This window comes from Ensifer sp. 2TAB8, from assembly GCF_052115125.1.
In the GTDB taxonomy this organism is placed as follows: Bacteria; Pseudomonadota; Alphaproteobacteria; order Rhizobiales; family Rhizobiaceae; genus Ensifer.
Genome location: NZ_JBFRGB010000006.1, coordinates 278596 through 299728, shown reverse-complemented (window position 1 = coordinate 299728; position 21133 = coordinate 278596). Strand labels below are relative to the sequence as shown.

Annotated in this window: 22 protein-coding genes; 14 read left to right on the top strand and 8 right to left on the bottom strand. The window is 63.1% G+C overall.

The genetic code is table 11. The features are described 5' to 3' along the window. The 3 genes from AB4Z53_RS13750 to AB4Z53_RS13740 all read left to right on the top strand — a co-directional run. On the top strand, positions 1-180 hold a 180-nt coding region (locus AB4Z53_RS13750; RefSeq protein WP_441596322.1), incomplete at its 5' end, for an electron transfer flavoprotein subunit alpha/FixB family protein. A gap of 152 nt (positions 181-332) precedes the next feature. Next, entirely contained in the window at positions 333-1205 is an 873-nt protein-coding gene (locus tag AB4Z53_RS13745; protein WP_113538733.1) for a 3-hydroxybutyryl-CoA dehydrogenase, read from the top strand. 134 nt (positions 1206-1339) lie between these two features. Further along, positions 1340-2695 (top strand): sulfatase-like hydrolase/transferase, encoded by a 1356-nt coding sequence (locus tag AB4Z53_RS13740; RefSeq protein WP_441596321.1) that lies wholly within the window; start codon positions 1340-1342, stop codon positions 2693-2695. Positions 2696-2698: 3 nt separating this feature from the next. On the opposite strand, the gene tlpA is transcribed toward AB4Z53_RS13740, so the two are convergent. Next, complete coding sequence (gene tlpA, locus AB4Z53_RS13735; protein WP_291152751.1) at positions 2699-3358, bottom strand: thiol:disulfide interchange protein TlpA; 660 nt, start codon at positions 3356-3358, stop codon at positions 2699-2701. A 26-nt stretch (positions 3359-3384) separates the two neighbouring features. Between tlpA and argH the strand changes: the two genes are divergently transcribed. The 4 genes from argH (at position 3385) to AB4Z53_RS13715 (ending at position 9381) form a co-directional block, all read left to right on the top strand. Next, positions 3385-4788, top strand: a complete 1404-nt coding sequence (gene argH / locus AB4Z53_RS13730; RefSeq protein WP_113538722.1) for an argininosuccinate lyase — start codon at positions 3385-3387, stop codon at positions 4786-4788. A gap of 109 nt (positions 4789-4897) precedes the next feature. Next, entirely contained in the window at positions 4898-5092 is a 195-nt protein-coding gene (gene lptM, locus AB4Z53_RS13725; protein ID WP_057254769.1) for an LPS translocon maturation chaperone LptM, read from the top strand. Between the two features lie 117 nt (positions 5093-5209). Continuing rightward, positions 5210-6478 (top strand): diaminopimelate decarboxylase, encoded by a 1269-nt coding sequence (gene lysA / locus AB4Z53_RS13720; RefSeq protein ID WP_223725384.1) that lies wholly within the window; start codon positions 5210-5212, stop codon positions 6476-6478. Positions 6479-6726: 248 nt separating this feature from the next. Beyond that, on the top strand, positions 6727-9381 hold the full coding sequence (locus AB4Z53_RS13715) for a TIGR02302 family protein (protein ID WP_441596320.1): 2655 nt from the start codon (positions 6727-6729) through the stop codon (positions 9379-9381). A gap of 119 nt (positions 9382-9500) precedes the next feature. On the opposite strand, the gene AB4Z53_RS13710 is transcribed toward AB4Z53_RS13715, so the two are convergent. The 3 genes from AB4Z53_RS13710 to AB4Z53_RS13700 form a co-directional block, all read right to left on the bottom strand. After that, on the bottom strand, positions 9501-9860 hold the full coding sequence (locus AB4Z53_RS13710; RefSeq protein WP_057254840.1) for a response regulator: 360 nt from the start codon (positions 9858-9860) through the stop codon (positions 9501-9503). Positions 9861-10082: 222 nt separating this feature from the next. Then, entirely contained in the window at positions 10083-10628 is a 546-nt protein-coding gene (hpt, locus tag AB4Z53_RS13705) for a hypoxanthine phosphoribosyltransferase (RefSeq protein WP_223725386.1), read from the bottom strand. Positions 10629-10691: 63 nt separating this feature from the next. Continuing rightward, on the bottom strand, positions 10692-11273 hold the full coding sequence (locus AB4Z53_RS13700; protein WP_223725387.1) for a hypothetical protein: 582 nt from the start codon (positions 11271-11273) through the stop codon (positions 10692-10694). Between the two features lie 430 nt (positions 11274-11703). Here AB4Z53_RS13700 and ftsE point away from each other — a divergent pair, with 430 nt between their 5' ends. From ftsE to AB4Z53_RS13680, 4 genes are all read left to right on the top strand, one after another. Continuing rightward, positions 11704-12327 (top strand): cell division ATP-binding protein FtsE, encoded by a 624-nt coding sequence (gene ftsE / locus AB4Z53_RS13695; protein WP_235693165.1) that lies wholly within the window; start codon positions 11704-11706, stop codon positions 12325-12327. A 70-nt stretch (positions 12328-12397) separates the two neighbouring features. Beyond that, entirely contained in the window at positions 12398-13345 is a 948-nt protein-coding gene (locus AB4Z53_RS13690) for a cell division protein FtsX (RefSeq protein ID WP_441596330.1), read from the top strand. Positions 13346-13441: 96 nt separating this feature from the next. Then, positions 13442-14140 carry a YdcF family protein gene (locus tag AB4Z53_RS13685; protein WP_441596319.1) on the top strand — a complete coding sequence of 233 codons (699 nt, stop codon included), beginning with the start codon at positions 13442-13444 and terminating at the stop codon, positions 14138-14140. Between the two features lie 125 nt (positions 14141-14265). Beyond that, a complete protein-coding gene (locus AB4Z53_RS13680; protein WP_113538716.1) occupies positions 14266-15057 on the top strand; it encodes a lysophospholipid acyltransferase family protein in 792 nt (263 codons plus the stop codon). 4 nt (positions 15058-15061) lie between these two features. On the opposite strand, the gene AB4Z53_RS13675 is transcribed toward AB4Z53_RS13680, so the two are convergent. Further along, positions 15062-15613 (bottom strand): gamma-glutamylcyclotransferase, encoded by a 552-nt coding sequence (locus tag AB4Z53_RS13675; RefSeq protein WP_441596318.1) that lies wholly within the window; start codon positions 15611-15613, stop codon positions 15062-15064. A gap of 201 nt (positions 15614-15814) precedes the next feature. Between AB4Z53_RS13675 and AB4Z53_RS13670 the strand changes: the two genes are divergently transcribed. Continuing rightward, a complete protein-coding gene (locus AB4Z53_RS13670) occupies positions 15815-16825 on the top strand; it encodes a DUF2125 domain-containing protein (RefSeq protein ID WP_441596317.1) in 1011 nt (336 codons plus the stop codon). Between the two features lie 60 nt (positions 16826-16885). Here the strand turns inward: AB4Z53_RS13670 and AB4Z53_RS13665 are convergent, their stop codons facing one another. The 3 genes from AB4Z53_RS13665 to AB4Z53_RS13655 form a co-directional block, all read right to left on the bottom strand. Beyond that, positions 16886-17809 carry a prephenate/arogenate dehydrogenase family protein gene (locus AB4Z53_RS13665; protein ID WP_441596316.1) on the bottom strand — a complete coding sequence of 308 codons (924 nt, stop codon included), beginning with the start codon at positions 17807-17809 and terminating at the stop codon, positions 16886-16888. Further along, complete coding sequence (gene hisC, locus AB4Z53_RS13660) at positions 17809-18915, bottom strand: histidinol-phosphate transaminase (RefSeq protein WP_441596315.1); 1107 nt, start codon at positions 18913-18915, stop codon at positions 17809-17811. The genes AB4Z53_RS13665 and hisC overlap by 1 nt, the downstream gene beginning before the upstream one ends. Positions 18916-19060: 145 nt before the next feature. Beyond that, positions 19061-19825 carry a class I SAM-dependent methyltransferase gene (locus AB4Z53_RS13655; RefSeq protein ID WP_223725394.1) on the bottom strand — a complete coding sequence of 255 codons (765 nt, stop codon included), beginning with the start codon at positions 19823-19825 and terminating at the stop codon, positions 19061-19063. Between the two features lie 80 nt (positions 19826-19905). Here AB4Z53_RS13655 and gloB point away from each other — a divergent pair, with 80 nt between their 5' ends. After that, positions 19906-20676 carry a hydroxyacylglutathione hydrolase gene (gloB, locus tag AB4Z53_RS13650; protein ID WP_441596314.1) on the top strand — a complete coding sequence of 257 codons (771 nt, stop codon included), beginning with the start codon at positions 19906-19908 and terminating at the stop codon, positions 20674-20676. Beyond that, positions 20676-21113, top strand: a complete 438-nt coding sequence (locus AB4Z53_RS13645; RefSeq protein WP_441596313.1) for a cupin domain-containing protein — start codon at positions 20676-20678, stop codon at positions 21111-21113. Before gloB ends, AB4Z53_RS13645 begins: the two co-directional genes overlap by 1 nt. Positions 21114-21133: the final 20 nt, after the last annotated feature.

Genomic DNA, 21133 nt, shown 5'->3' with positions numbered 1-21133 from the left:
CCCGATCTCTACATCGCCTGCGGCATCTCCGGTGCCATCCAGCATCTGGCCGGCATGAAGGACTCGAAGGTCATCGTCGCRATCAACAAGGACGAAGAGGCGCCGATCTTCCAGGTCGCCGACTACGGCCTCGTCGCCGATCTCTTCGAGGCSCTGCCCGAATTGCAGAAGGCCCTGTAAGCCTTCGCCAATGGCCCTACGCCATGCCCCTGAAAAGGGCTGGCAAAAGGGCGGACTTGGCATTAACAATCTACCGGGCCGGCCAAACCGGCCCGGTTTGCATGTCTGACGGCGGCCTCACCGCCAACCCTTGAAGATGGATGTTCGCTGCGATGATCAAGACTGTCGGAATTATTGGTGCCGGGCAAATGGGCTGTGGCATCGCGCATGTTTCGGCAATCGCCGGATACAAGGTGCAGATCTACGATCTTGCCGCTGACCGGATCGAAGCAGGGCTTGCCACCGTCAACGGCAACCTCGCCCGCCAGGTATCGTCCGGCAAGATGACCGACGAGGCCCGCAAGGCGGCGCTCGCGCTGATCAAGGGCTCATCCGACATCAACGACCTGTCGCAGGCCGACCTGGTGATCGAAGCCGTCACCGAAGACGAGACGATCAAGCGTAAGATCTACGGCCAGGTTTGTCCGATCCTGAAGCCGGAAGCGATCCTCGCAACCAACACCTCTTCCCTGTCGATCACGCGCCTCGCCTCGGCCACTGATCGTCCCGAGCATTTCATGGGCATCCACTTCATGAACCCGGTTCCGGTCATGAAGCTCGTCGAGCTCGTGCGCGGCATCGCCACGGACGAGTCAACCTTCAAGACCGCCAAGGAATTCGTCGCGACGCTCGACAAGACCGTAACGGTCGCAGAAGATTTCCCGGCCTTCATCGTCAACCGCATCCTGCTGCCGATGATCAACGAGGCGATCTATACCCTTTACGAGGGTGTTGGCAGCGTCGAGGCGATCGACACGGCCATGAAGCTGGGCGCCAACCATCCGATGGGCCCGCTGCAGCTTGCCGACTTCATCGGCCTCGACACCTGCCTGTCGATCATGCAGGTGCTCTATGATGGCTTGGCGGACTCCAAGTACCGCCCCTGCCCGCTTCTGGTGAAGTATGTCGAGGCAGGCTGGCTCGGCCGCAAGTCCGGCCGCGGCTTCTACGACTACCGCGGCGAAGTACCGGTTCCGACCCGATAAGTTTGTCCCCGAAAGACAATTTTATCGCGACGAACTCGTCTCTGAATACACATTCAGAAGAAAATGCGCGCGACGATGGTAGTATAATTTAAAGACGATGCCGCTAGGCTCTCCCAACCAAGTGGGGAGAGAGAATGGGTTCGCAAGCCATAGCCGCAAGAGCAGCGCGGTCGATCCCTTCATTGCTGAATGCGAGGGCGTGGCGCTTTGCTCTGATCCTCGGTGTGGCGCCCAATCTGGCGATGCTTCTGGTCTTGCCGTTCTACGTGGCAGCACGACCGCTTTCGCCATTGCTCTACGTGTTTGCGGGTGCACTCGCGCTACGCACGCGGCCTGCGCTGGCTTATTTTCTGTTCCCGCTCGTTGCCGTCGTTGATCTGAGCTTCGTGGCTATGGCGGTATTCCATCTGCCGTTCGGTACTGCGATCCAGTCGATGCGCTACATGGCGTCCCTCGATCTCACCTCATCGGCTTTTTACGTGGTGGTGCTCGGCTTCTTTGTCGCTAACGGCCTTGCAATCGCCGCCGTTGTGAACCGCAATCGGCAGGCTTTGCAAGGTGCAATGGTGCTGCCAGCGATCCTGGTTGCAATCGGCGTGGCGTCATTTGAGCGCCAAATCAATCGCCCTTTCCTCAAGCAGCCTGCTCAATCATTCGAAAGCGCCCTTACAATCAACGGCGTCACCTCCGCAGCCGTTGCGGACGGGGGGCGAAACATACTGTTCGTCATGGTGGAGGGTCTTGGTGCACTGTCCGACCCTGCGCATGCCGCAATTCTCTCACAGCGCCTCCAACCGGCCCTCGATACCGGGCGCTACGCGCTTTCAAGCGGCCTCAGCAATTTCGAGGGCTCGACGACCGGGGCGGAATCTCGCGAACTCTGCGGGAAATGGGGCGACCACAGGGATTATCTGGACCAGGTCGCCTACGACTGCTTCCCCGCGGCGATGGCCGATCGTGGCTACCGCACCATTTCCTATCACGGCTTTTCGCAACAGATGTTCGAGCGGGAGACGTGGTATCCACGAATTGGCTTTCAGGAAACGCACTTCCTCGAAAGTCTGGTAGCCGCCGATGATCGGTTTCGCCGGCGCTGCGGTAGCGTTTTTGCCGGTCTGTGCGACAAAGACGTCGCCGACGCCGTCCACGACCGGCTGTTGAAACAACCGACCGAACGGAAATTTCTGTACTGGCTGACACTGAATTCCCACATCCCCTACGTGCGCAAGCAGGGAGGCGATCTGAAGTGTGGCAGTGACGCAGCGACGATAAAGAACACGCAAGTGTGCGAGTTGACAGAGTTGTGGGCCGACGTCTTTGACAGCGTTGCGACGATTGCCAAAGACCCGACCTTGCCGCCGACTGACATTTTCATCGTCGGCGACCATACGACACCGCTATGGAGCCGCGCCGCGGCAGGGCATTTCACGCCCCACAAGGTTCAGTGGTATCTGTTGCGCGACAATCGCGACGTACCCGTCAGAGGGTGAACCCTACCCTCCGACGGCAGCTGTGATCAGCGCCTTGGCATCGTCGCTGTCCCAGGCGGCCGGGCCGTTCATCGAGCCGATGAGGCAGCCCTTGTCGTCGAGCAGCAGCGTTGCCGGCAGGCCGAAGGCAAGGCCTTCCTTCTTCATGTTGTTGAACACGCCCATGGAGGCGTCACGGTAGTAGCCAAGGTCGTGAACGGCGGTCTCGTCGAGAAACGCCTTCGGCTTCTCATCGTCGCCGACATCGATATTGATTGCTACGACCTCGAACTTGTCGCTGCCGAGCGACTTCTGCAGCGCGTTCAGCGCCGGCATTTCCTCGCGGCAGGGCACGCACCAGGTGGCCCAGAGATTGACGAGCAGGGTCTTGCCGGCAAAGGCCGAGACATTGGTCGGCATGCCGTCGGGACCGTTGAAGTCGAGCGCGATCGGCCGCGGCGTTGACGCCGGCGACATTGCGGCGACATGTCCCTTCATGAACGGCGTCAATGATGCGACCTTGGCCGATGTCAGCGGGCAGCTGGCATTCGCCGTTTCGGTTCCCTCGCCATTGCCAGACCCGGTCTCCTTCACGTATACCGCTGCCGCACCGACGATCACGCCAAACAGGGCGGCGAGCGCGAACAGTTTCACGGCCGGGGGGGATTTCTTCTGGTCGGGCATTTCATTCTCCAAGGCGGGCATTCTTCATGGCTGACGGCAATTCCGAGACGAAATCCTCCAACCAAATGTGGGGCGGTCGCTTTGCCTCGGGACCGGACGCGATCATGGAGGAGATAAATGCCTCGATCGGCTTCGACAAGAAGCTCTATGCCCAGGACATCCGCGGCTCAATAGCGCATGCGACCATGCTGGCGCATCAAGGCATCATTTCTGCTGAAGACAAAGACAAGATCGTTCACGGCCTCAACACGATCCTGTCAGAGATCGAAAGCGGCCAGTTCGAATTCTCGCGTCGCCTCGAAGACATCCACATGAACATCGAGGCGCGGCTTGCAACGCTGATCGGCCCCGCCGCCGGACGCCTGCATACCGCCCGCTCGCGCAACGACCAGGTGGCGCTCGATTTCCGCCTCTGGGTCAAGGAAGAGCTGCAGCGGACCGAGAAGGCGCTGACGGCGCTCATCGCCGCCTTCCTCGACCGCGCCGAGGAACATGCCGATACCGTCATGCCGGGCTTTACGCACCTGCAGACGGCTCAGCCCGTCACCTTCGGCCACCATTGCATGGCCTATGTCGAGATGTTTGGCCGCGACCGCTCGCGCGTACGCCATGCCATCGAGCACATGGACGAAAGCCCGATTGGTGCCGCAGCGCTTGCTGGCACCGGCTTCCCCATCGACCGGCACATGACCGCCACGGCGCTCGGCTTTGCCGGCCCGACCCGCAACTCGATCGACACCGTGTCGGACCGAGACTTCGCACTCGAATTCCTGTCGATGGCATCGATCACGGCCACGCACCTGTCGCGCCTCGCGGAAGAGATCGTCATCTGGTCGACGCCGCAGTTCGGCTTCATCCGCCTGTCGGATGCATTTTCGACCGGCTCCTCGATCATGCCGCAGAAGAAGAATCCGGACGCCGCCGAACTGGTGCGCGCCAAGACAGGCCGCATCAACGGTTCGTTGATCGCGCTGCTCACGGTCATGAAGGGCCTGCCACTCGCCTATTCCAAGGACATGCAGGAAGACAAGGAGCAGGTCTTCGACGCTGCAGAAAGCCTCGAGCTGGCGATTGCCGCCATGACCGGCATGGTGCGTGACATGACCATCCGCAGCGACCGCATGAAGGCCGCCGCCGGCTCCGGCTATTCGACTGCGACCGATCTCGCCGACTGGCTGGTGCGCGAGGCAGGCCTGCCCTTCCGCGACGCCCACCACGTCACCGGCCGCGCCGTAGCACTTGCCGAACAGAAGGCATGCGACCTTGCGGATCTCTCGCTTGCCGATCTGCAGTCGATCCATGCCGATATCACCGACAAGGTCTTCGACGTTCTGACGGTCGAGGCTTCGGTTGCCAGCCGCACCTCCTTCGGCGGCACGGCCCCCAACGAGGTCCGCAAGCAGATCGCCTGGTGGCGCGCTCGCAACTAAGAGCTGGACGAAGGTGCGGGCGGCCTCCGCCCGCAAATTCAGGGTGCACAAGCGCCTGAAAAATCGATAAGACATCGCACCAGCATCAGTCCCGCGAAGGAAAATAACGATGACATTCACGAAGGCGGCCCGGCTTGCGCTCCTGCTGGCGATCCCCGGGCTGGTTCTTGTCGGTTGCGGACGCAAGGGCGATCTCGACCGTCCCGGTTCGACGGCGCCGATCAACACCAAGGCGCCCGCCGGAACCGTGGAGCAAAAGGAAAAGCCGGACGACCGTCCTTTCCTGCTCGATCCCCTCCTTTAGATCCCTTCATCGTTTCCCGCGAAACACTGACTTGATCTAACTCTTTGAAAATTCGCAGTTCCGAACGGAAAATCGCTATAAACTTTCCTGGAATTGCTCAAAGCCGAGCTGCAGCCCGTGAACCACTTCCAGTACCGCGACGGAATCCTCTACGCTGAAGACGTGCCGGTCACCGACATCGCGCGCGCCGTCGGCACACCTTTCTATTGCTACTCGACCGCGACGCTCGAGCGCCATTACACGGTCTTTTCCAAGGCCTTCGCCGATGTCGACGCGATGGTCTGCTATGCGATGAAGGCCAATTCCAACCAGGCGGTGCTGAAGACGCTCGGCCGCCTCGGCGCCGGCGTCGACGTCGTCTCGGGCGGCGAACTCCGCCGTGCGCTTGCGGCCGGCATTCCCGCAAGCCGGATCATGTTTTCCGGCGTCGGCAAGACGCCGCACGAAATGGACCTGGCGCTGGACGCCGGCATCTATTGCTTCAACGTCGAATCCGAGCCGGAACTCGAGGTGCTGAACCAGCGGGCCGTGCGCGCCGGCAAGCGCGCCCATGTGTCCTTCCGCATCAACCCTGACGTCGATGCGAAGACCCATTCCAAGATCTCGACGGGCAAGAAGGAAAACAAGTTCGGCATTTCCTGGGAGCGCGCTCGCGCCGTCTATGCTCATGCGGCCAGCCTGCCGGGTATCCAGGTGACCGGTATCGACATGCATATCGGCAGCCAGATCACCGAACTGCAGCCCTTCGACGACGCCTTCAAGCTGCTGCGCGAACTGGTCGACACGCTGCGCTCCGACGGCCACTCGATCGACCATGTCGATATCGGCGGGGGCCTCGGCATTCCCTACAAGGACGACAACAACCCGCCGCCGCTGCCGGATGCCTACGCGGAAATCGTCAAGAGCCAGCTGCAGTCGCTTGGCTGCAAGATCGTCACCGAGCCGGGCCGGCTGATCGTCGGCAATGCCGGCATCCTCGTGACCGAAGTGCTCTACGTGAAGGATGGCGGCGACAAGACCTTCGTCATCGTCGACGGTGCGATGAACGACCTGATCCGTCCGACGCTGTACGAGGCCTATCACGAGATCCGCCCCGTTCGCATCTCCGCCGCCAACGCTCCGCGCATCCGCGCCGACGTCGTCGGCCCGGTCTGCGAAACCGGCGACTACCTCGCGCTCGACCGCGAGATGGCCATGCCGAAGCCGGGCGATCTCTTCGCCGTCAGCTCGGCCGGCGCCTACGGCGCCGTACAGGCCAGCACCTACAATTCCCGCCTGCTGATCCCCGAAGTTCTGGTCAAGGGCGACCGCTTCCACGTGATCCGCCCGCGCCAGGACCATGACGCGCTGATCGGCCTCGATTCGGTGCCGGACTGGCTCGCCTGAGCCAGCCGGCATGAACGACGACAATCTGTGGATCGGCCATCCGGGCGATCACGATTCTGTTTGCGCCCTCGTCTTCGCCACAAACGATGGTATCCTGAAAGCTGCAGCAGCGACCTATGCGCGTCCGACAAGATGCGCAGCGCTGGAGGTGACAAGCGAAAGTGTGCGCCGCTTTCCGGGAACATCTCGCTTTACTATATTGAGGTCAGCCACGTGCGTGATGGGCGACCGAAAGGAAACTTGGGCGGATGACGCAATTCCGGCAGGATGAAACGCCACAACCGAAGCCGTTTTCGAGAACCCTGGCACTGAAGAGATGGCTGGCGCGCTCGGTGCTGGTCGCCGAGCAGCTTCTGCCGCGCATCCTGCTCCCCGGCTCCATCGTTCTCCTGTTTCTCGCCTTCGCCTGGCTTGGCTTCTTCCGCGTGGCGCCGTTCTGGCTGCATGCCGCGGCCCTTTTTGCCTTCGCCATCGGCTTCCTTGCATCTCTCGTGCCGCTCGCGCGGATCCGCTTGCCCGGCACTGTCGACGCCGACCGCATGCTGGAGGAGCGCAACGCCCTGCCCCACCAGGCGATCCGCGTCCAGGACGATAGGCCGGCCACAGACAGCCCCTTGAGCGAAGCGCTGTGGCGCGAACACCAGGCCCGCATGGCGCGGATGATCGGCGCCCTCGATACCGGGCTTCCGCGTCCCGATATCGCCCGGCACGATCCTTATGCCCTGCGCGCCGTGCCTGTGCTTCTCGCCTGTGTCGCCTTCGCCTACTCCTATTCCAACCGTGCCGGCCTGCTCAGCGACGCCTTGCGCTTGCCGCAGGCTTCTGTCGAAACGGCTGACATACGCGTCGACGCCTGGGTGACGCCGCCGGCCTATACCGGCCGCGCGCCGATCTTCCTCACCGGCAAGCCGGAAACGGCATCGGCGACAGAAGACACCGGGGTCATCACCATCCCGCAGTTCAGTGACGTGACGGTGCGGGTCACCGGCTCAGGACCGGACCAGATCGTTCGCTTCTCCGAGAACGGCGCGGCCGAGGCAGTCGCCATTCCGGCGGCCGGCCAGAAGCCTGAGGAAACGCAGACCAAGCCGAAGGTGGGCGACGCCGGGCCGAAGGTTGCCGAAATGGTTGCAACGGAGCCGGCGCGCAATCCGAATGCCGTGCGCAACCATGTCTACAAGATCGTCAAGGACGGCGAACTCGTCGTCGGCGATCGGCGCTGGGCGTTCAAGATCATTCCGGACGGCGTGCCGCAGATCTCCTTCGACGGCATTCCTCGTCCCACCGTCAACGCGGCACTGGAGATCACTTTCACTGCGACGGACGATTATGGCATCGCCCAGGCCTGGGCCGAGATCAAACCGATCGAGGAAGCCCCTGAGGGCGCTCGTCCACTTTATCCGCTGCCGGAATATCGGCTCGACCTGCCGCGACGCAACGCGCGCGAGGCCAAGGGCACGACCAGCCGGAACCTCAGCGAGCATCCGCTATCCGGCAAGCGCGTGCAGATTACCCTGGTTGCCCGCGACGCCGCGGGCCAGGAGGGCCGCAGCCCGCCGCACGAGATGATCCTGCCTGCCCGGCAGTTCATACAGCCGCTCGCCGGTGCGGTGGCGGAACAGCGCCAGGTCTTCGCGCTCAATGCCAACGACCTGCGGCGCGCCATCGACCTCAACGATGCCGTGACCTCCCTTGCCGAGGACTGGATCCCAAACCTTACGCATTTCCTGCTGTTGAAGTCGGCGCGTACGCGCATGGCGCTGGCCTACAACGACGACATGCTGCGTGACGCCGCCGGATACCTCTGGGAGATCGCACTCGGTATCGAGGATGGCGACCTCTCACTCGCCGAACGGCGCCTGCGCGACGCGCAGCAAGCGCTCTCGGACGCCCTGGAGCGCAACGCATCCGATCAGGAAATCGCCAAGCTGATGCAGGAACTGCGCCAGGCAATGCAGGAATACATGCAGGCTCTCGCCCAGCAGGCGGCAAAAGACCCGCGCATGGCCGGAAAGATGAACCCGAACAACATGCTGCGCCAGCAGGACCTCGAGAGGATGATGAACCAGATCGAGAACCTGGCGCGTTCCGGCGCGCGCGATCAGGCGCGCCAGATGCTTTCGGAACTGCAGCGCATGATGAACAATCTGCAGGCCGGTCGCGGCCAACAGCAGATGGGCCAGCAGAACGATGCCGCGAGCCAGCAGATCGAAAAGCTCGGAAAATTGCTGCAGGATCAACAGAAGCTCATGGACGAGACCTTCAAGCTCGACCAGGCGCAGCGCGACCGAATGCAGCGCGGCGACCCGCTGCAGGGCGAGGACAACGAGCTCTTCGGTCAGGAGATGCCGCAGGATCCGGGGCAGCAAGGCGATCCGAATGGCCAGCCCAACCCGCTCGACGACATGACCGCCGAACAGCTCAAGGATGCGCTCAAGCAGCTGAAGCAGCAGCAGGACGCACTTGGCAAGCAGCTCGGTGAACTCAACAAGAGCCTGGAAAACATGGGCATCAAGCCGGGCAAGGGCTTCGGCGAGGCCCAGCGCGAAATGGATGGCGCCTCCGGCGCGCTTGGCAAGGGCCAGGGCGAACAGGCGGTCGGCAACCAGGGCCGCGCGCTACAGGCGCTACGCCAGGGCGCCCAGGACATGATGAACCAGATGCAGAGCCAGGGTCAGGGCCCCGGCATGGGCGTCCCGCAATTCGGCCAGAACGACCGCGAYCCGCTCGGCCGGCCCCAGAACAACCGCGGTCCGGAATTTGGCGATCACGTCAAGGTGCCTGAGGAGTTCGACACGCAACGCGCCCGTCAGATCCTCGAAGAAATCCGCCGCCGGCTCGGAGACAATCTGTCGCCTGAGGTTGAGCGCCAATATCTCGAGCGCCTGCTCGACATGCAATGAGCCCCGACGCAGCTTCGCGCCAGTCGATCTGATACGTCAGTGCCAAAGGGCCACGGCGTCGCGGCGTGTGGCCTGACGCACGCGACCTTGGCAACAATCAGTCTTCGGATTGGGGGGCGTCAGGCGGCGAGCGCCAGCGCAACGGCCTTGCGGATATCGGGAAGGGAAAAGGGCTTGGAGATGACGTCGACGATCTTGTCGGCCAGATCGTCGGCGCGTTCGCGCTGTTCGGCATAGCCGGTCATCAGCAGAATCTTCATTGCCGGAAAAGCGGCCGACGCCTGGTGCGTCAGTTCGATCCCGTCCATCACCGGCATGCGAATATCGGAAAGCAGAAGATCGAAAGCCTCGCTCTGCAGGCAGGCAAGGCCGTCGGCACCGTCGCCCGCCTCGACCGTCTCATGGCCGTCGAGCTTCAGTGCCCGCGCGACGAAGGAACGCAACGCGTCCTCGTCCTCGGTAATCAGGATCTTCGCCATCATGGCCTCCGCGTTTCCGAGGCGCGGCTTTACGCCGGCGCCCGCACCTGATCCAAAAGGTTACAGCGGGCGTCGGTCATCGACCGGACACGACGGCGCTGCAGCACCACGAATCCGATAGGGAATCACCACGCGGTGCATCCCCAACCAACCAGTTTTTCGTTTGTGTTCGGTAAACGCGGAGCGACCGGATTTCAGGGTCGACGTCCCGTTTTGGCACACTTACTCGGCGTCACCCGTGACGACACCCACGAAAGGCAGCTCGCGGAAGGCGTAGGCCACGTCCATGCCGTAGCCGACGACGAAATGATCGGGGCACTCGAAACCGACATAATCGGCCTCGAGTTCGACCCGGCGCTTGACCCGCTTGTCGAGCAGCACGGCGATCGTCACGTTACGGGCGCCACGCTCGTACATCAACTCCTTGGCGAAACGCAGCGTCCGGCCGGATTCGAGAATGTCGTCGATCAGAAGCACGTCGCGTCCATGCACGTCGCTGTCGATATCCTTGGTGATCTTGACGCCCTGCGAGACGGTGCCGGTGCCGTAGCTCGACAGAGTGATGAACTCGACTTCCGGCGCAAGGCCGGCCGAATGCATGGCGCGGATCAGGTCGGCGGCGAAGATGAACGACCCCTTGAGCACCGCGATTACCAGCAGATCCTTGTGCGGACCGTTGACGATCATCCCGGCCAGCTCGCTGTTGCGCGCGGCAATCGTTTCGGCCGTGTAGAGAGGTTCGATATTCTTACCGCGAACGACGGGCATCAAGGCTTCTCCAGCGTTTCATCCGGAAGACCGAAGCCTTCCCATCCGCGCCGCTTAGCACAATCAGCGTGCCGAAACACCGTTTTCAGCGAAGGAAACCGTCACATCGGGCATTTTTCCACCTGCATAGGGCAGTCGCGTCATGAAATGGCGGCTCTCGCCGGGGGCAATCGCCGCACCTTCGGGCATCACGCGCGTGGTCGTCACCTGCCGCCCGTTGGCCGCCACCCCCACCAGGACAAGAGGCAAACGCTGTTCGACGTCCGAGCGGTTGTCGATCGAGCCATACACCGAAAGCACCCGCATGCCGCCGGAATAATCGAGAGTGGTCGTCACCCCAGTGATCAAAAGCGGCTGCACATCTGCCTGCCCGTCACCGGCAAAACCGACAATCCCCAGGAAGGATGCGAGCGCAAAACCCGCGACCAGGCCGGCGAAGCGGCGCGCCGGCATGTCGCGCAGCCGCCCTTCGGCAAGGCTCAGCGCCCGGGCGGCAAGCGACGTCTTTTCGGCCACGACCGTCAAGGTCGGCCGTTTCCGATTTCGGCTCTTCGCATTGTCGTTGAACACCGCATAGGGCGCACGGCGCGACGGGCCGGCAATCACCTCGAACTCGGCATCGACGTAGTCGACACGTCTCGGCATCGCGGCTGCCTCCCGCCCACCCCTTTCGGGCGGCAAGAAGTCCGCGGAGGCGCCTGCGGCTTTGGTCCGGAATGCGTGCATGACCAGTTCCTCCTGTCTCACGCGGAGACGGGCGGCCGTTCGACCTGCCACCTCGGCTGCGAAACCATCGGGCAATGCGCGAACCCTTGGGTGTGCAAGAATCTAGGCATTGCATCAAATCTTTCCGACACGTAAACCGGAATGGTTAATGTTTCGGAAAGACGTCGCGAAAGCGGCACCTTTTCATGAAAAATTAACTGCTGCTTAACCATGATTCCGCTGGCGGTTTTGCCTTTCGAGGCTGGTCGTCCTATGCGCGGAGGACCGGAACCGGCCGTCGGTTGAAGGGCCGTGAAAGAGACTGGGCTGCCGCTTGATTCATTTTGAGAACGTCGGACTGCGATATGGCATGGGACCGGAAATCCTCCGGGACCTGACCTTCGATATTCCGCGCCGCTCGTTCCAGTTCCTGACCGGCCCGTCGGGCGCCGGCAAGACCACCCTTTTGCGACTGCTGTTCCTGTCGCTGCAGCCGACGCGCGGCCTGATCCGGATGTTCGACCGCAACATCTCGTCGATCCCGCGCGAGGAGTTCCCGATGCTGCGCCGGCGCGTCGGCATCGTCTTCCAGGATTTCCGGCTGCTCGACCACCTCACCACCTATGAGAACGTCGCCTTGCCGCTGCGTGTCCGTGGCAAGGAAGAATCGAGCTATCGCGCCGACGTTCTGGAGTTGCTGAAGTGGGTCGGGCTCGGCGAGCGTATCAACGTCCTGCCGCCGGTCCTTTCAGGCGGCGAGAAGCAGCGCGCAGCGATTGCCCGGGCGCTGATCGACCGGCCCGAGATCCTGCTTGCCGACGAGCCGACCGGCAACGTCGATCCGCCGATGGCCCGGCGCCTGCTCAATCTGTTCCTCGAACTGAACCGGCTCGGCACGGCGGTTGTGATCGCTACACACGATCTGTCGCTGATGGATCAGGTAGAAGCGCGGCGCATGATCCTTTCCCAGGGGCGGCTCGACATCTATGAGTGACAGCCGCACGAAACGCCAAAACAAGAGCCCAGCCGAGCAGCCCCCGGAACAGCAGCCGCGCCGAACCGAGATGCGCGTGCGGCCGACCGGCCCGATCGTGCCTTCGACCAATGTCTCCGGCCATGCGCTGATGTGCGTCATCGCCATCATGTCGTTCCTTGCCTGCCTGACGCTTGGCGGCGTCAGCATGGTTCGTGCAACGGCCCAAAGCTGGCAGTCGCAGATCTCGCGCGAGATTACCATTCAGATCAAGCCGGACGACAGCCTCGACATGGAAAAGGCGCTTGCCGACGCGCGCGATCTGGCGCTGACCTTCAGCGGTACGACGGATGGCAAGATCGTCGACCGCGCCGCTACCGCGCGCCTGCTGGAACCCTGGCTCGGCGAGGGCCTCGATCTTGACGAACTGCCGGTACCGCGGCTGATCATCATTACCATCGACGAAAGCAATCCACCCGACTTCGCCGCCATGCGCAAGGCGCTGACCGAGACGATCCCGCAGGCCTTCCTTGACGATCACCGCACCTGGGTCGACCGGCTGGTCGCCATGGCCAACACCACCGCCATGATCGGCACCGGCGTGCTGGCGCTGGTCTTCTCGGCCATGGTGCTGACGGTGATCTTCGCCACCCGCGGCGCCCTTTCCGGAAACCGTCACATCGTCGAGGTGCTGCATTTCGTCGGCGCTGAAGCCGGTTTCGTCGCCTCCGAATTCCAGAAGCATTTCTTGAGGATCAGCCTCAAGGGTGCCGGTACCGGCGGTCTGCTCGCTGCCCTGTCCTTCGCGCTTGCCGGCTTCTGGCAGTCTCGGACACTGGCGACACCGCAGACCGATCAGGCAACTGCGCTCTTCGGCACCTTCACTATTGGCTACGGCGGCTATCTCAGTATCGCCGCCATCATCGTCGTCATCGCCATCCTGACAACCGTGACGGCGCGCCTCACCGTCATGCGCACGATCTACGAGATCGATCTCATCCGTTCGGACCCTGGCCGTACGGACCTGTATCAGAGCTGACCCCCAAATGTTTCGCCGTGCCTCGATCCATTCCTTGCCGTAATCTGCGATTATGTGAAGAGAATCATGATGGCGCGAGAATTACGCGGGAACGGGATGGCCGAAGGAGGCAAATGGCAGGGGAGAGCCGACGATCGCCGGCGGCCCCGCAGCCTCTTGCGCAAAATTCTCCGACGGACGTTCTTCGTCCTGCTGTTGCCGCTCGCGCTCCTGATTGCCGCTTTCCTCAATTTCGCCGACACCGTCGCGTCGCTGCAGCCGCCGGTGCATCCCAAGGCGGACGCCATAGTCGTTCTGACCGGCGGCTTCCAGCGCATCGACCAGGCAGTCGACCTCCTGAAGGGTGGCGCCGGCAAACGCCTGCTCATCTCCGGCGTCCACCCGACGACGACAGGCAGCCAGATCCGCCGCAATACTCAAAGCTCGGCCGATCTCTTCAAATGCTGCGTCGATATTGGCCATGAGGCGATCGATACGATCGGCAACGCCACGGAGACCGCGCAATGGATCCGTGATCGCGGCTATGCGAGCGTCCTCGTCGTCACCAACAATTACCACATGCCGCGCAGCCTGCTGGAGCTTCGGCGCACCCGTCCGGAAACCGAGTTCATCCCCTACCCGGTGGTCAACTCTGATCTGAAGACGACCAACTGGCTACGCAACCCGATGGTGCTGAAATCGATCCTCCTGGAATTCGGGAAGTACACGATCGCATCGGTTCGCGATTTCGCCGGCGCCCGTCCGACCAGCGGCCTGCGCACCGATCTCTCACGCGCCACGCCCGCGGAAGAGTAGGGCGAGCTAATAGTTCGCTGCTGCAAAGTGAATGAGGGCAGTTTTCCTTCGGCACGGTTTCGTGTAGGCAGCGATCAACCGGCCTGACGCCGGTCCCCGAGAACTCGCCTACGAGAGCGTGCCTGATGATCGTCTTGCGTTCGATCCTTTTCAACATGGTGTTCTACGCCAATCTGATCGTGCAGATGATCGTGCTGACGCCGATCTATTTCCTGCTGCCGCGCAAGAAGGCCTGGTTCGTTCCCAAGAACTGGGTGCGCAGCAATCACTGGCTGCTCGAAAAAATGGTCGGGACGACCTTCGAGATCGAGGGTCTGGAGAACATCCCTGATGTCCCCTACATCTTCGCCCCCAAGCACCAATCCTTCTGGGACGCCTACGCGCTTTTGCCCTGGCTCAGCGATCCCTTTTATATCCTGAAGCGCGAACTCACCTGGATCCCGCTCTTCGGCTGGTATGTGCTCAAGCAACGCATGGTTCCGGTAAATCGCGCGGCGCGCGGCAAGGCCATGACCGGCGTCATGGATCGCACCAAGCAGGAAATGGCGACTGGCCGCGAGCTCATCATCTATCCGGAAGGTACGCGCCGGCCGCCAGGCGCGCCTGCCCAATACAAATACGGCATCGCACGCCTCTACCGTGACCTCAATGTGCCGGTGGTGCCGGTCGCCATGCATCCCGGGCTCTTCTGGCCGCGCCGCAAGTTCCTGCGCTTTCCCGGCCACTTCAAGGTCCGCATTCTGCCGCCGATCGAGGCCGGCATGGACCCGGACGCCTTCCTTGCCAAACTGGTGGAAGTCACGGAGAAGGCAAGCGACGAGTTGCTCGTCGAAACGGTGAAGAACAATCCGCACCTGCCGCTGCCGCCGACCGCCGAGCAACGGCTGAAGGAACTGAAGGCCGCCGGCAGGGCCTGAGCAGTCAGGCCCGCGCGCGCTGGCGCGTCTGCTCGAGCAGGCCGACCACCTCTTCCAGCCAATGATCGCGAATTCCCATTTCCTTGAGATGGGCAAGCGTGTTGAACACATACTCGCTGTTCGGCCCGGACTTCCCGGTCGATTCCGCGACGATGTCGGCTGCCTCGCCGGTGCTCAGCGTTCCGGCATATTGGACATGGGCCCGGTCGATGACATAGGCGAGCGCCGGAACCCGCCGCCCGTCGGCAAGCAGCACCGGCATCGTGCGTTCCTTGTAGACATGGGTCACCAGTTCCCGCTCGCGCAGATAGTCGACGACATCAGTCGCCTGCCCGCGCTCGACGCGGAATGCCGTACCGATGCAGGAGCCGCCACGGTCGAGCCCAAGCACCAGTCCCGGCCGCTGTTCGGTGCCGCGGTGAACCCAGGAATGCACGCAAAGCGACCGGCGATAGCCGAATGCGCGTGCCGTCAGCTTCTCCTCGAAGGCAAAGCCCGGGTTCCACATCAGCGACCCGTAGCCAAAGACCCAAAATTCGTCCATATCCACTGTCATTCAATCCGCGCTGTCTGCTCTCGCCGCCGAATCATCATCGGCCTTCAGGAATGGTCAGCCATGTCGGTTTCTACGGCACAGCATCTCGGCACGAAAGAGACAAGCTCATCCTCGTGCACCCGAACGAAAGAATAGTTTTGCGGATCGACGGCGCCACCCGAAAGGCAGCCGTGACCTAGTTTAGAGTGAGGACCCGCGCCCATGTCGGCAACCGCAGTTTCCAACCCCTCGCCAATCAGCCGGAAATTCCGCTGGCTGACGGCAGGCATCGTGCTCGTCGCCGGCATCTATTCGGCCGGCTGGTTCCTCGCCGCCGATCAGATCGAGAAGCGTCTTGCGGCCCGTCTTGCCGATGGACAGGCAACCGGCCTCGGCGGCGAGTGCACGAACATGGACGTGCGCGGCTTTCCGTTCCGCATCGGCCTCTTCTGCGACAAGGTCCATCTCGACGACACGCGCCACGGCACATCCGCCTCCTTCGGCGCGCTCAGGACCGCCGCGCAGGTCTACCAGCCCGGCCACGCAGTGATCGAGCTCGACGGCCCGGCCGAAATCCGTGCTTCGCCCGGCCTCAACGTGTTTGCCGACTGGACGCTGCTGCATGCGAGCGTGCGCGCGACCTTGTCCGGTGTCGACCGCACCTCGCTTACCTATGACAATCTCAACGGCCGGGTGCGTCTGCCGCTCTCGGGCGACAGTCTCGGCTTCGGCGCCAGCCACGGTGAACTGCATCTTCGCCAGAACGGGGCAGACCTTGATGCCGCCTTGAGCGTCGATAAGCTCGATCTCCGCCCGGAGGAAGGCCCGAGCTACGCGCCGCCGGCCACCGTGGCTGCGGACGTGACCTTCACCGACAAGGCCGGATGGATGGCGACCACGCCGACGCCGGAGATGTTTCGCGGCAGCAAGGGCGAACTCCGGCAACTCACGCTCGATCTCGGCTCCGGCATGAACGCCAAGCTTTCGGGTCCCTTCTCGGTCAACGATCAGGGGTTGATCTCCGGCGAGTTCTCGCTGACCTTGACGAACATCGAAGCGTGGCGGGCCAATCTGGTCAAGCTGATCCCCGACGACGCCAATCTCGTCGACAACACCGCCAACATGCTGAAGGCACTCGCCAACGGCAAGGATGAGGCTAGCGTGAAGCTCAATGTGCGCGACGGCACGGCGTTTCTCGCCTTCATCCCGATCGGCGTGTTGCCGACCCTCTAAGGCGCGTCGCGATCTTTTAGAAAGGAAGACCGGTCCACGGGCTTCCTCGACCTGCTCTGGCTATTTCTGGTCCATGGCATGCCGGCCGAAGTCCGGCATTGCCGTATCCTGGCCCGCCTGAATGATCGAGCGGCGGATAGCGCGGGTGCGGGTGAAGAGATCGAAGAGCTTGTCGCCGTCACCCCAGCGGATCGCCCGCTGCAGATAGGCGAGATCTTCGGAAAACCGCGCCAGCATCTCCAGGATCGCGTCCTTGTTGTGCAGGCAGACGTCGCGCCACATCGTCGGATCGGATGCCGCCAGACGAGTGAAATCGCGGAAGCCCGAAGCGGAATATTTGATGACTTCGGATTCGGTGACCGTCTCCAGATCATCGGCCGTGCCGACGATATTGTAGGCGATGATGTGCGGCAGGTGCGAAACGATCGCCAACACCTTGTCGTGGTGCTCGGCGTCCATTTCCTCGACCATCGAGCCGAGCGTTTCCCAGAAACGCCGCAGCCGCGCGACCGCTTCGCCGTCAGCGCCTTCCGGCGGCGTGAGGATGCACCAGCGGCCGCGGAAGAGGCCGACGAAGCCTGCATCCGGACCGGAATGCTCGGTACCGGCGATCGGATGCCCCGGCACGAAATGAACGGTCTCCGGCAGATGCGGCGCCATTTGCGCGATCACCGAACCTTTGGTCGAGCCGACGTCGGTGACGATGGCACCGGGCTTCAGATGCGCGGCAATCTCGGCGGCGACAGCGCCGGACGCGCCGACCGGGACCGAGACGATGACGAGGTCCGCATCGCGAACGGCCTCGGCGGCCGAAAGCGTATAGCGATCGCCGAGCCCGAGTTCCCGCGTGCGCGTCAACGTCGCCTCGCTGCGCGTGGAAACGACAAGAGTACCGGCAAGCTGCTTCTCGCGGATTTCGCGCGCGAGCGACGAGCCGATGAGGCCAATCCCGATGAGGGCGATCGTTTCAAACTGCTGAGCCATTATTTCCGTCCCATGAATTCGGTCAGCGCCGCGATGACGCCTTCGTTGGCCCCTTCGGAGCCGATGGTCATGCGCAACGCATTGGGGAAGCCGTAGCTGCGGACCGCCCTGAGGATATAACCGCGGCTGGTCAGGAAATCATCGGCCTCCTCGGCCCGCTTGCCGGTTTCTTCCGGAAAGTGGATCAGCACGAAATTCGTGACCGAGGGCGTGATGCGGAGCCCGATCGCCTCGAGCGCTTCGGTAACGCGCGCAAGCCAGGTGAGGTTATGATCGACGGCCGTTGCCACGAAAGCCTGGTCACGGATCGCCGCAGCACCCGCCGCAATGGAAGGCGCACTGAGGTTGAAGGGGCCGCGGACACGGTCGACCGCGTCGATCACCTCCGGGGGCGCATACATCCAGCCGATGCGCAGGCCCGCAAGGCCGTAGATCTTCGAGAAGGTGCGGGTCATCACCACGTTGCGGCTGGCCGAGACGAGCTCAAGACCGGCGGCATAGTCGTTGCGGCGCACATATTCGGCATAGGCCGCATCGAGCACCAGCAGCACGCCTTCGGGCAGCGCCGCATGCAGCCGGCGAACCTCGTCGACGGGGATGTAGGTGCCGGTCGGGTTGGCGGGATTGGCGAGGAAGACGACCTTCGTCCGCTCGGTGACCGCGGAAAGGATCGCGTCTACGTCGACGCGCGCATCCTTTTCCTTGACGGTTACGGGCACCGCGCCCGCCGCCAGGATCTGGATCTTGTAGACGAGGAAACCGTGCTCGGTGATGATGCCTTCGTCGCCGGGGCCGAGATAGGTGTGGCAAAGCAGCCCGAGAAGTTCGTCCGAGCCGTTGCCGCACATGATGTTTGCCGGGTTGAGCCCGTGCACGGCACCGATCGCCTCGCGAAGCGCCCGCGCCTGGCCATCCGGGTAGCGTTCCAGGTTGAAGGCCACCGACTGGAATGCCTCTATCGCTTTCGGGCTGGCGCCGAGCGGCGTCTCGTTCGATGAGAGTTTATGCACCTTCGCGACACCGGGCGCGTGCTCCTTGCCCGGCACATAAGCGGCAATATCCAGGATGCCGGAACGCGGCTCAGGGCTCTTCGAAGCAAGGCTCATCGGGTCAGCTTTCTATGGCCATCAAAGCGCCACAGCGACCGGTGCGTGCCTTGGGAGGCGCGCGGCGCTGCAGGCAGGAAAAGAGGTCAAGCCATTAGCGGCGCAAGCGGCTTTTGTCGAGGGTCCGCGGCGGTTCCCGCGCAGCTTAGCGCGTGGGGTGTGGCCGCTCGCGCGTGCTCGGCACACCGTGCGGCGCCAGCACCGGCACGAAGACGCGGCGCGATGCGCGCGCTGCAACCGGCAGCCCCTGGTAAAGCCGCTTCTGCGCCTCGACGACGATGACACCGGAAAAGACCGGCCAGAGCCAGCGGCCAAGCCGCTCGAAGCCCCGACGCAGCCGCAGGATCGCCCTGAGCTTCGACGGCGGGAAGAACAGCGCATCCGCCGTGGCGCCAGGGGTAAAGTTGGTCTCGCGCAAGAGCGCCGTCAGCTGCCCGCGCGAATAGGGGCGACCGGAGCCGAAGGGCGTATGCTCCATGCGCGCCCAGACGCCGCGGCGATTGGGCACGACGATGATAAGGCGCCCGCCCGGCGCCAGCACCCGCCAGATCTCCTTCATGGTTTCTCGCGGGCTTTCGGCGAATTCCAGCGAATGCACCATCAGCACCCGGTCGATCGAGGCGTCAGGCAGCGGCAATTCCTCATCGAACACCAGCGCCGTCGAGGACAACTCGGCGACCGGCCAGTTCACGGCCCCCTGCCCCGCCGGCATGAAGGCGAAGGTGCGCTCCGTGTCCTTGCGGAACCGTTCGAGATAGGGAACGGCATAGCCGAGCCCGACCAACCGCTCGTCCGGCAGGCGCGCCCAGACGGACGAAAGCGCCATGGTGACGGATTGCTCCGCCATCCGGCCAAGCTCGGAGTGATAGAATTCGCGAAGGTCGACAATATCGGTATGCATTCGCAACATGTTAGCTTCGAAGCGGTAGACTTCAAGGCAAGGCTCGCTACATTCGGCAGCATTCCCCTCTTCTGACCGGAGGACCAGCCATGGCCGCGCTCGAACTCGACCTTTTCCTCTGCCGCACCGACAATTTCGGCGTGCTGATCCACGACCCCGAAAGCGGCCTGACCGCCTCGATCGACGCGCCGGAGGAAGCGCCCATCCTGGAAGCGCTGGAGCGGCGTGGCTGGAAGCTCACCCATATCCTGACGACCCATCACCATGGCGACCACGTCGCGGCCAACGACGCCCTGAAGGAACGCTTCGGCGTCACGATCGTCGGTCCCTTCGGTGAAGCCGCAAAGATTCCTGGCCTCGACAAGACCGTACGCCATGGCGAGCGCTTCGACTTTGCCGGCCGTTCCGTCGAAGTGGTCGAGACGCCGGGCCACACGGCCGGCCATATCTGCTTCCACTTCCCGGAGGATAAGCTGCTCTTTGCCGCCGATACCTTGTTTGCACTCGGTTGCGGCCGCCTGTTCGAGGGAACACCGGCGACCATGTGGCAGTCCCTCAGCCGACTGATGGCGCTGCCAGACGACACGACGGTCTATTTCGGCCACGAGTACACGCTCTCCAATGCCCGCTTCGCCGTCACGGTCGACCCTGAGAATGCCGAACTCAAGGCGCGCGCCGCCGAAATCGAGGAGACGCGTTGCGATGGCGGCTTCACCGCGCCAACGACGATCGGTCTCGAAAAGCGCACGAACCCGTTCCTGCGCGCCGCCGACCCCGGCATCCGCGCCCATCTCGGCATGCAGAACGCCGACGATGCCGCGGTCTTTGCCGAAATCCGCAAGCGCAAGGATAACTTCTAGTGGCTGAAGCGCACACAGTGGCAGAGATCATCTCGGCGCTCGCCCTGGCGCGCCATCCGGAGGGGGGCTGGTACATCGAGACCTTCCGCGACACGGACGGCGGCCCGCGCGGACACTCGACCGCGATCTACTATCTGCTGGAACATGGCGAACGCTCGCACTGGCATCGTGTTCGCGACGCCGTCGAAATCTGGCACTACCACGCCGGCGCGCCGCTCGAGCTTAGCATCGCCGAGGATGGGAAGCCGGCCGAAACACTGCGGCTTGGCACCGACATCCGATCGGGCGAACGCCCGCAAGGCGTCGTCCCGGCCAACTGGTGGCAGTCTGCGGCTTCGCTCGGCGATTGGACTCTCGTCGGCTGCACCGTCGCGCCGGCATTCGATTTCGCCGCTTTCGAAATGGCGGCCCCCGACTGGCAGCCGCCCAAGCGATAGCAGCCCCTGGAACTGGCCGC

What these genes read in the sequence shown, in the direction of transcription:
- AB4Z53_RS13745 (WP_113538733.1), top strand. Translation starts at nt 333, where the DNA reads ATGATCAAGACTGTCGGAATTATTGGTGCCGGGCAAATGGGCTGTGGC.
- AB4Z53_RS13680 (WP_113538716.1), top strand. Translation starts at nt 14,266, where the DNA reads ATGATCGTCTTGCGTTCGATCCTTTTCAACATGGTGTTCTACGCCAAT.
- AB4Z53_RS13690 (WP_441596330.1), top strand. Translation starts at nt 12,398, where the DNA reads ATGCGCGTGCGGCCGACCGGCCCGATCGTGCCTTCGACCAATGTCTCC.
- hpt (WP_223725386.1), bottom strand. Translation starts at nt 10,628, where the DNA reads ATGCCCGTCGTTCGCGGTAAGAATATCGAACCTCTCTACACGGCCGAA.
- argH (WP_113538722.1), top strand. Translation starts at nt 3,385, where the DNA reads ATGGCTGACGGCAATTCCGAGACGAAATCCTCCAACCAAATGTGGGGC.
- gloB (WP_441596314.1), top strand. Translation starts at nt 19,906, where the DNA reads ATGGCCGCGCTCGAACTCGACCTTTTCCTCTGCCGCACCGACAATTTC.
- AB4Z53_RS13700 (WP_223725387.1), bottom strand. Translation starts at nt 11,273, where the DNA reads ATGCCGAGACGTGTCGACTACGTCGATGCCGAGTTCGAGGTGATTGCC.
- hisC (WP_441596315.1), bottom strand. Translation starts at nt 18,915, where the DNA reads ATGAGCCTTGCTTCGAAGAGCCCTGAGCCGCGTTCCGGCATCCTGGAT.
- lptM (WP_057254769.1), top strand. Translation starts at nt 4,898, where the DNA reads ATGACATTCACGAAGGCGGCCCGGCTTGCGCTCCTGCTGGCGATCCCC.
- tlpA (WP_291152751.1), bottom strand. Translation starts at nt 3,358, where the DNA reads ATGCCCGACCAGAAGAAATCCCCCCCGGCCGTGAAACTGTTCGCGCTC.
- AB4Z53_RS13740 (WP_441596321.1), top strand. Translation starts at nt 1,340, where the DNA reads ATGGGTTCGCAAGCCATAGCCGCAAGAGCAGCGCGGTCGATCCCTTCA.
- AB4Z53_RS13685 (WP_441596319.1), top strand. Translation starts at nt 13,442, where the DNA reads ATGGCCGAAGGAGGCAAATGGCAGGGGAGAGCCGACGATCGCCGGCGG.
- ftsE (WP_235693165.1), top strand. Translation starts at nt 11,704, where the DNA reads ATGGGACCGGAAATCCTCCGGGACCTGACCTTCGATATTCCGCGCCGC.
- AB4Z53_RS13710 (WP_057254840.1), bottom strand. Translation starts at nt 9,860, where the DNA reads ATGGCGAAGATCCTGATTACCGAGGACGAGGACGCGTTGCGTTCCTTC.
- AB4Z53_RS13670 (WP_441596317.1), top strand. Translation starts at nt 15,815, where the DNA reads ATGTCGGCAACCGCAGTTTCCAACCCCTCGCCAATCAGCCGGAAATTC.
- AB4Z53_RS13655 (WP_223725394.1), bottom strand. Translation starts at nt 19,825, where the DNA reads ATGTTGCGAATGCATACCGATATTGTCGACCTTCGCGAATTCTATCAC.
- AB4Z53_RS13665 (WP_441596316.1), bottom strand. Translation starts at nt 17,809, where the DNA reads ATGGCTCAGCAGTTTGAAACGATCGCCCTCATCGGGATTGGCCTCATC.
- AB4Z53_RS13675 (WP_441596318.1), bottom strand. Translation starts at nt 15,613, where the DNA reads ATGACAGTGGATATGGACGAATTTTGGGTCTTTGGCTACGGGTCGCTG.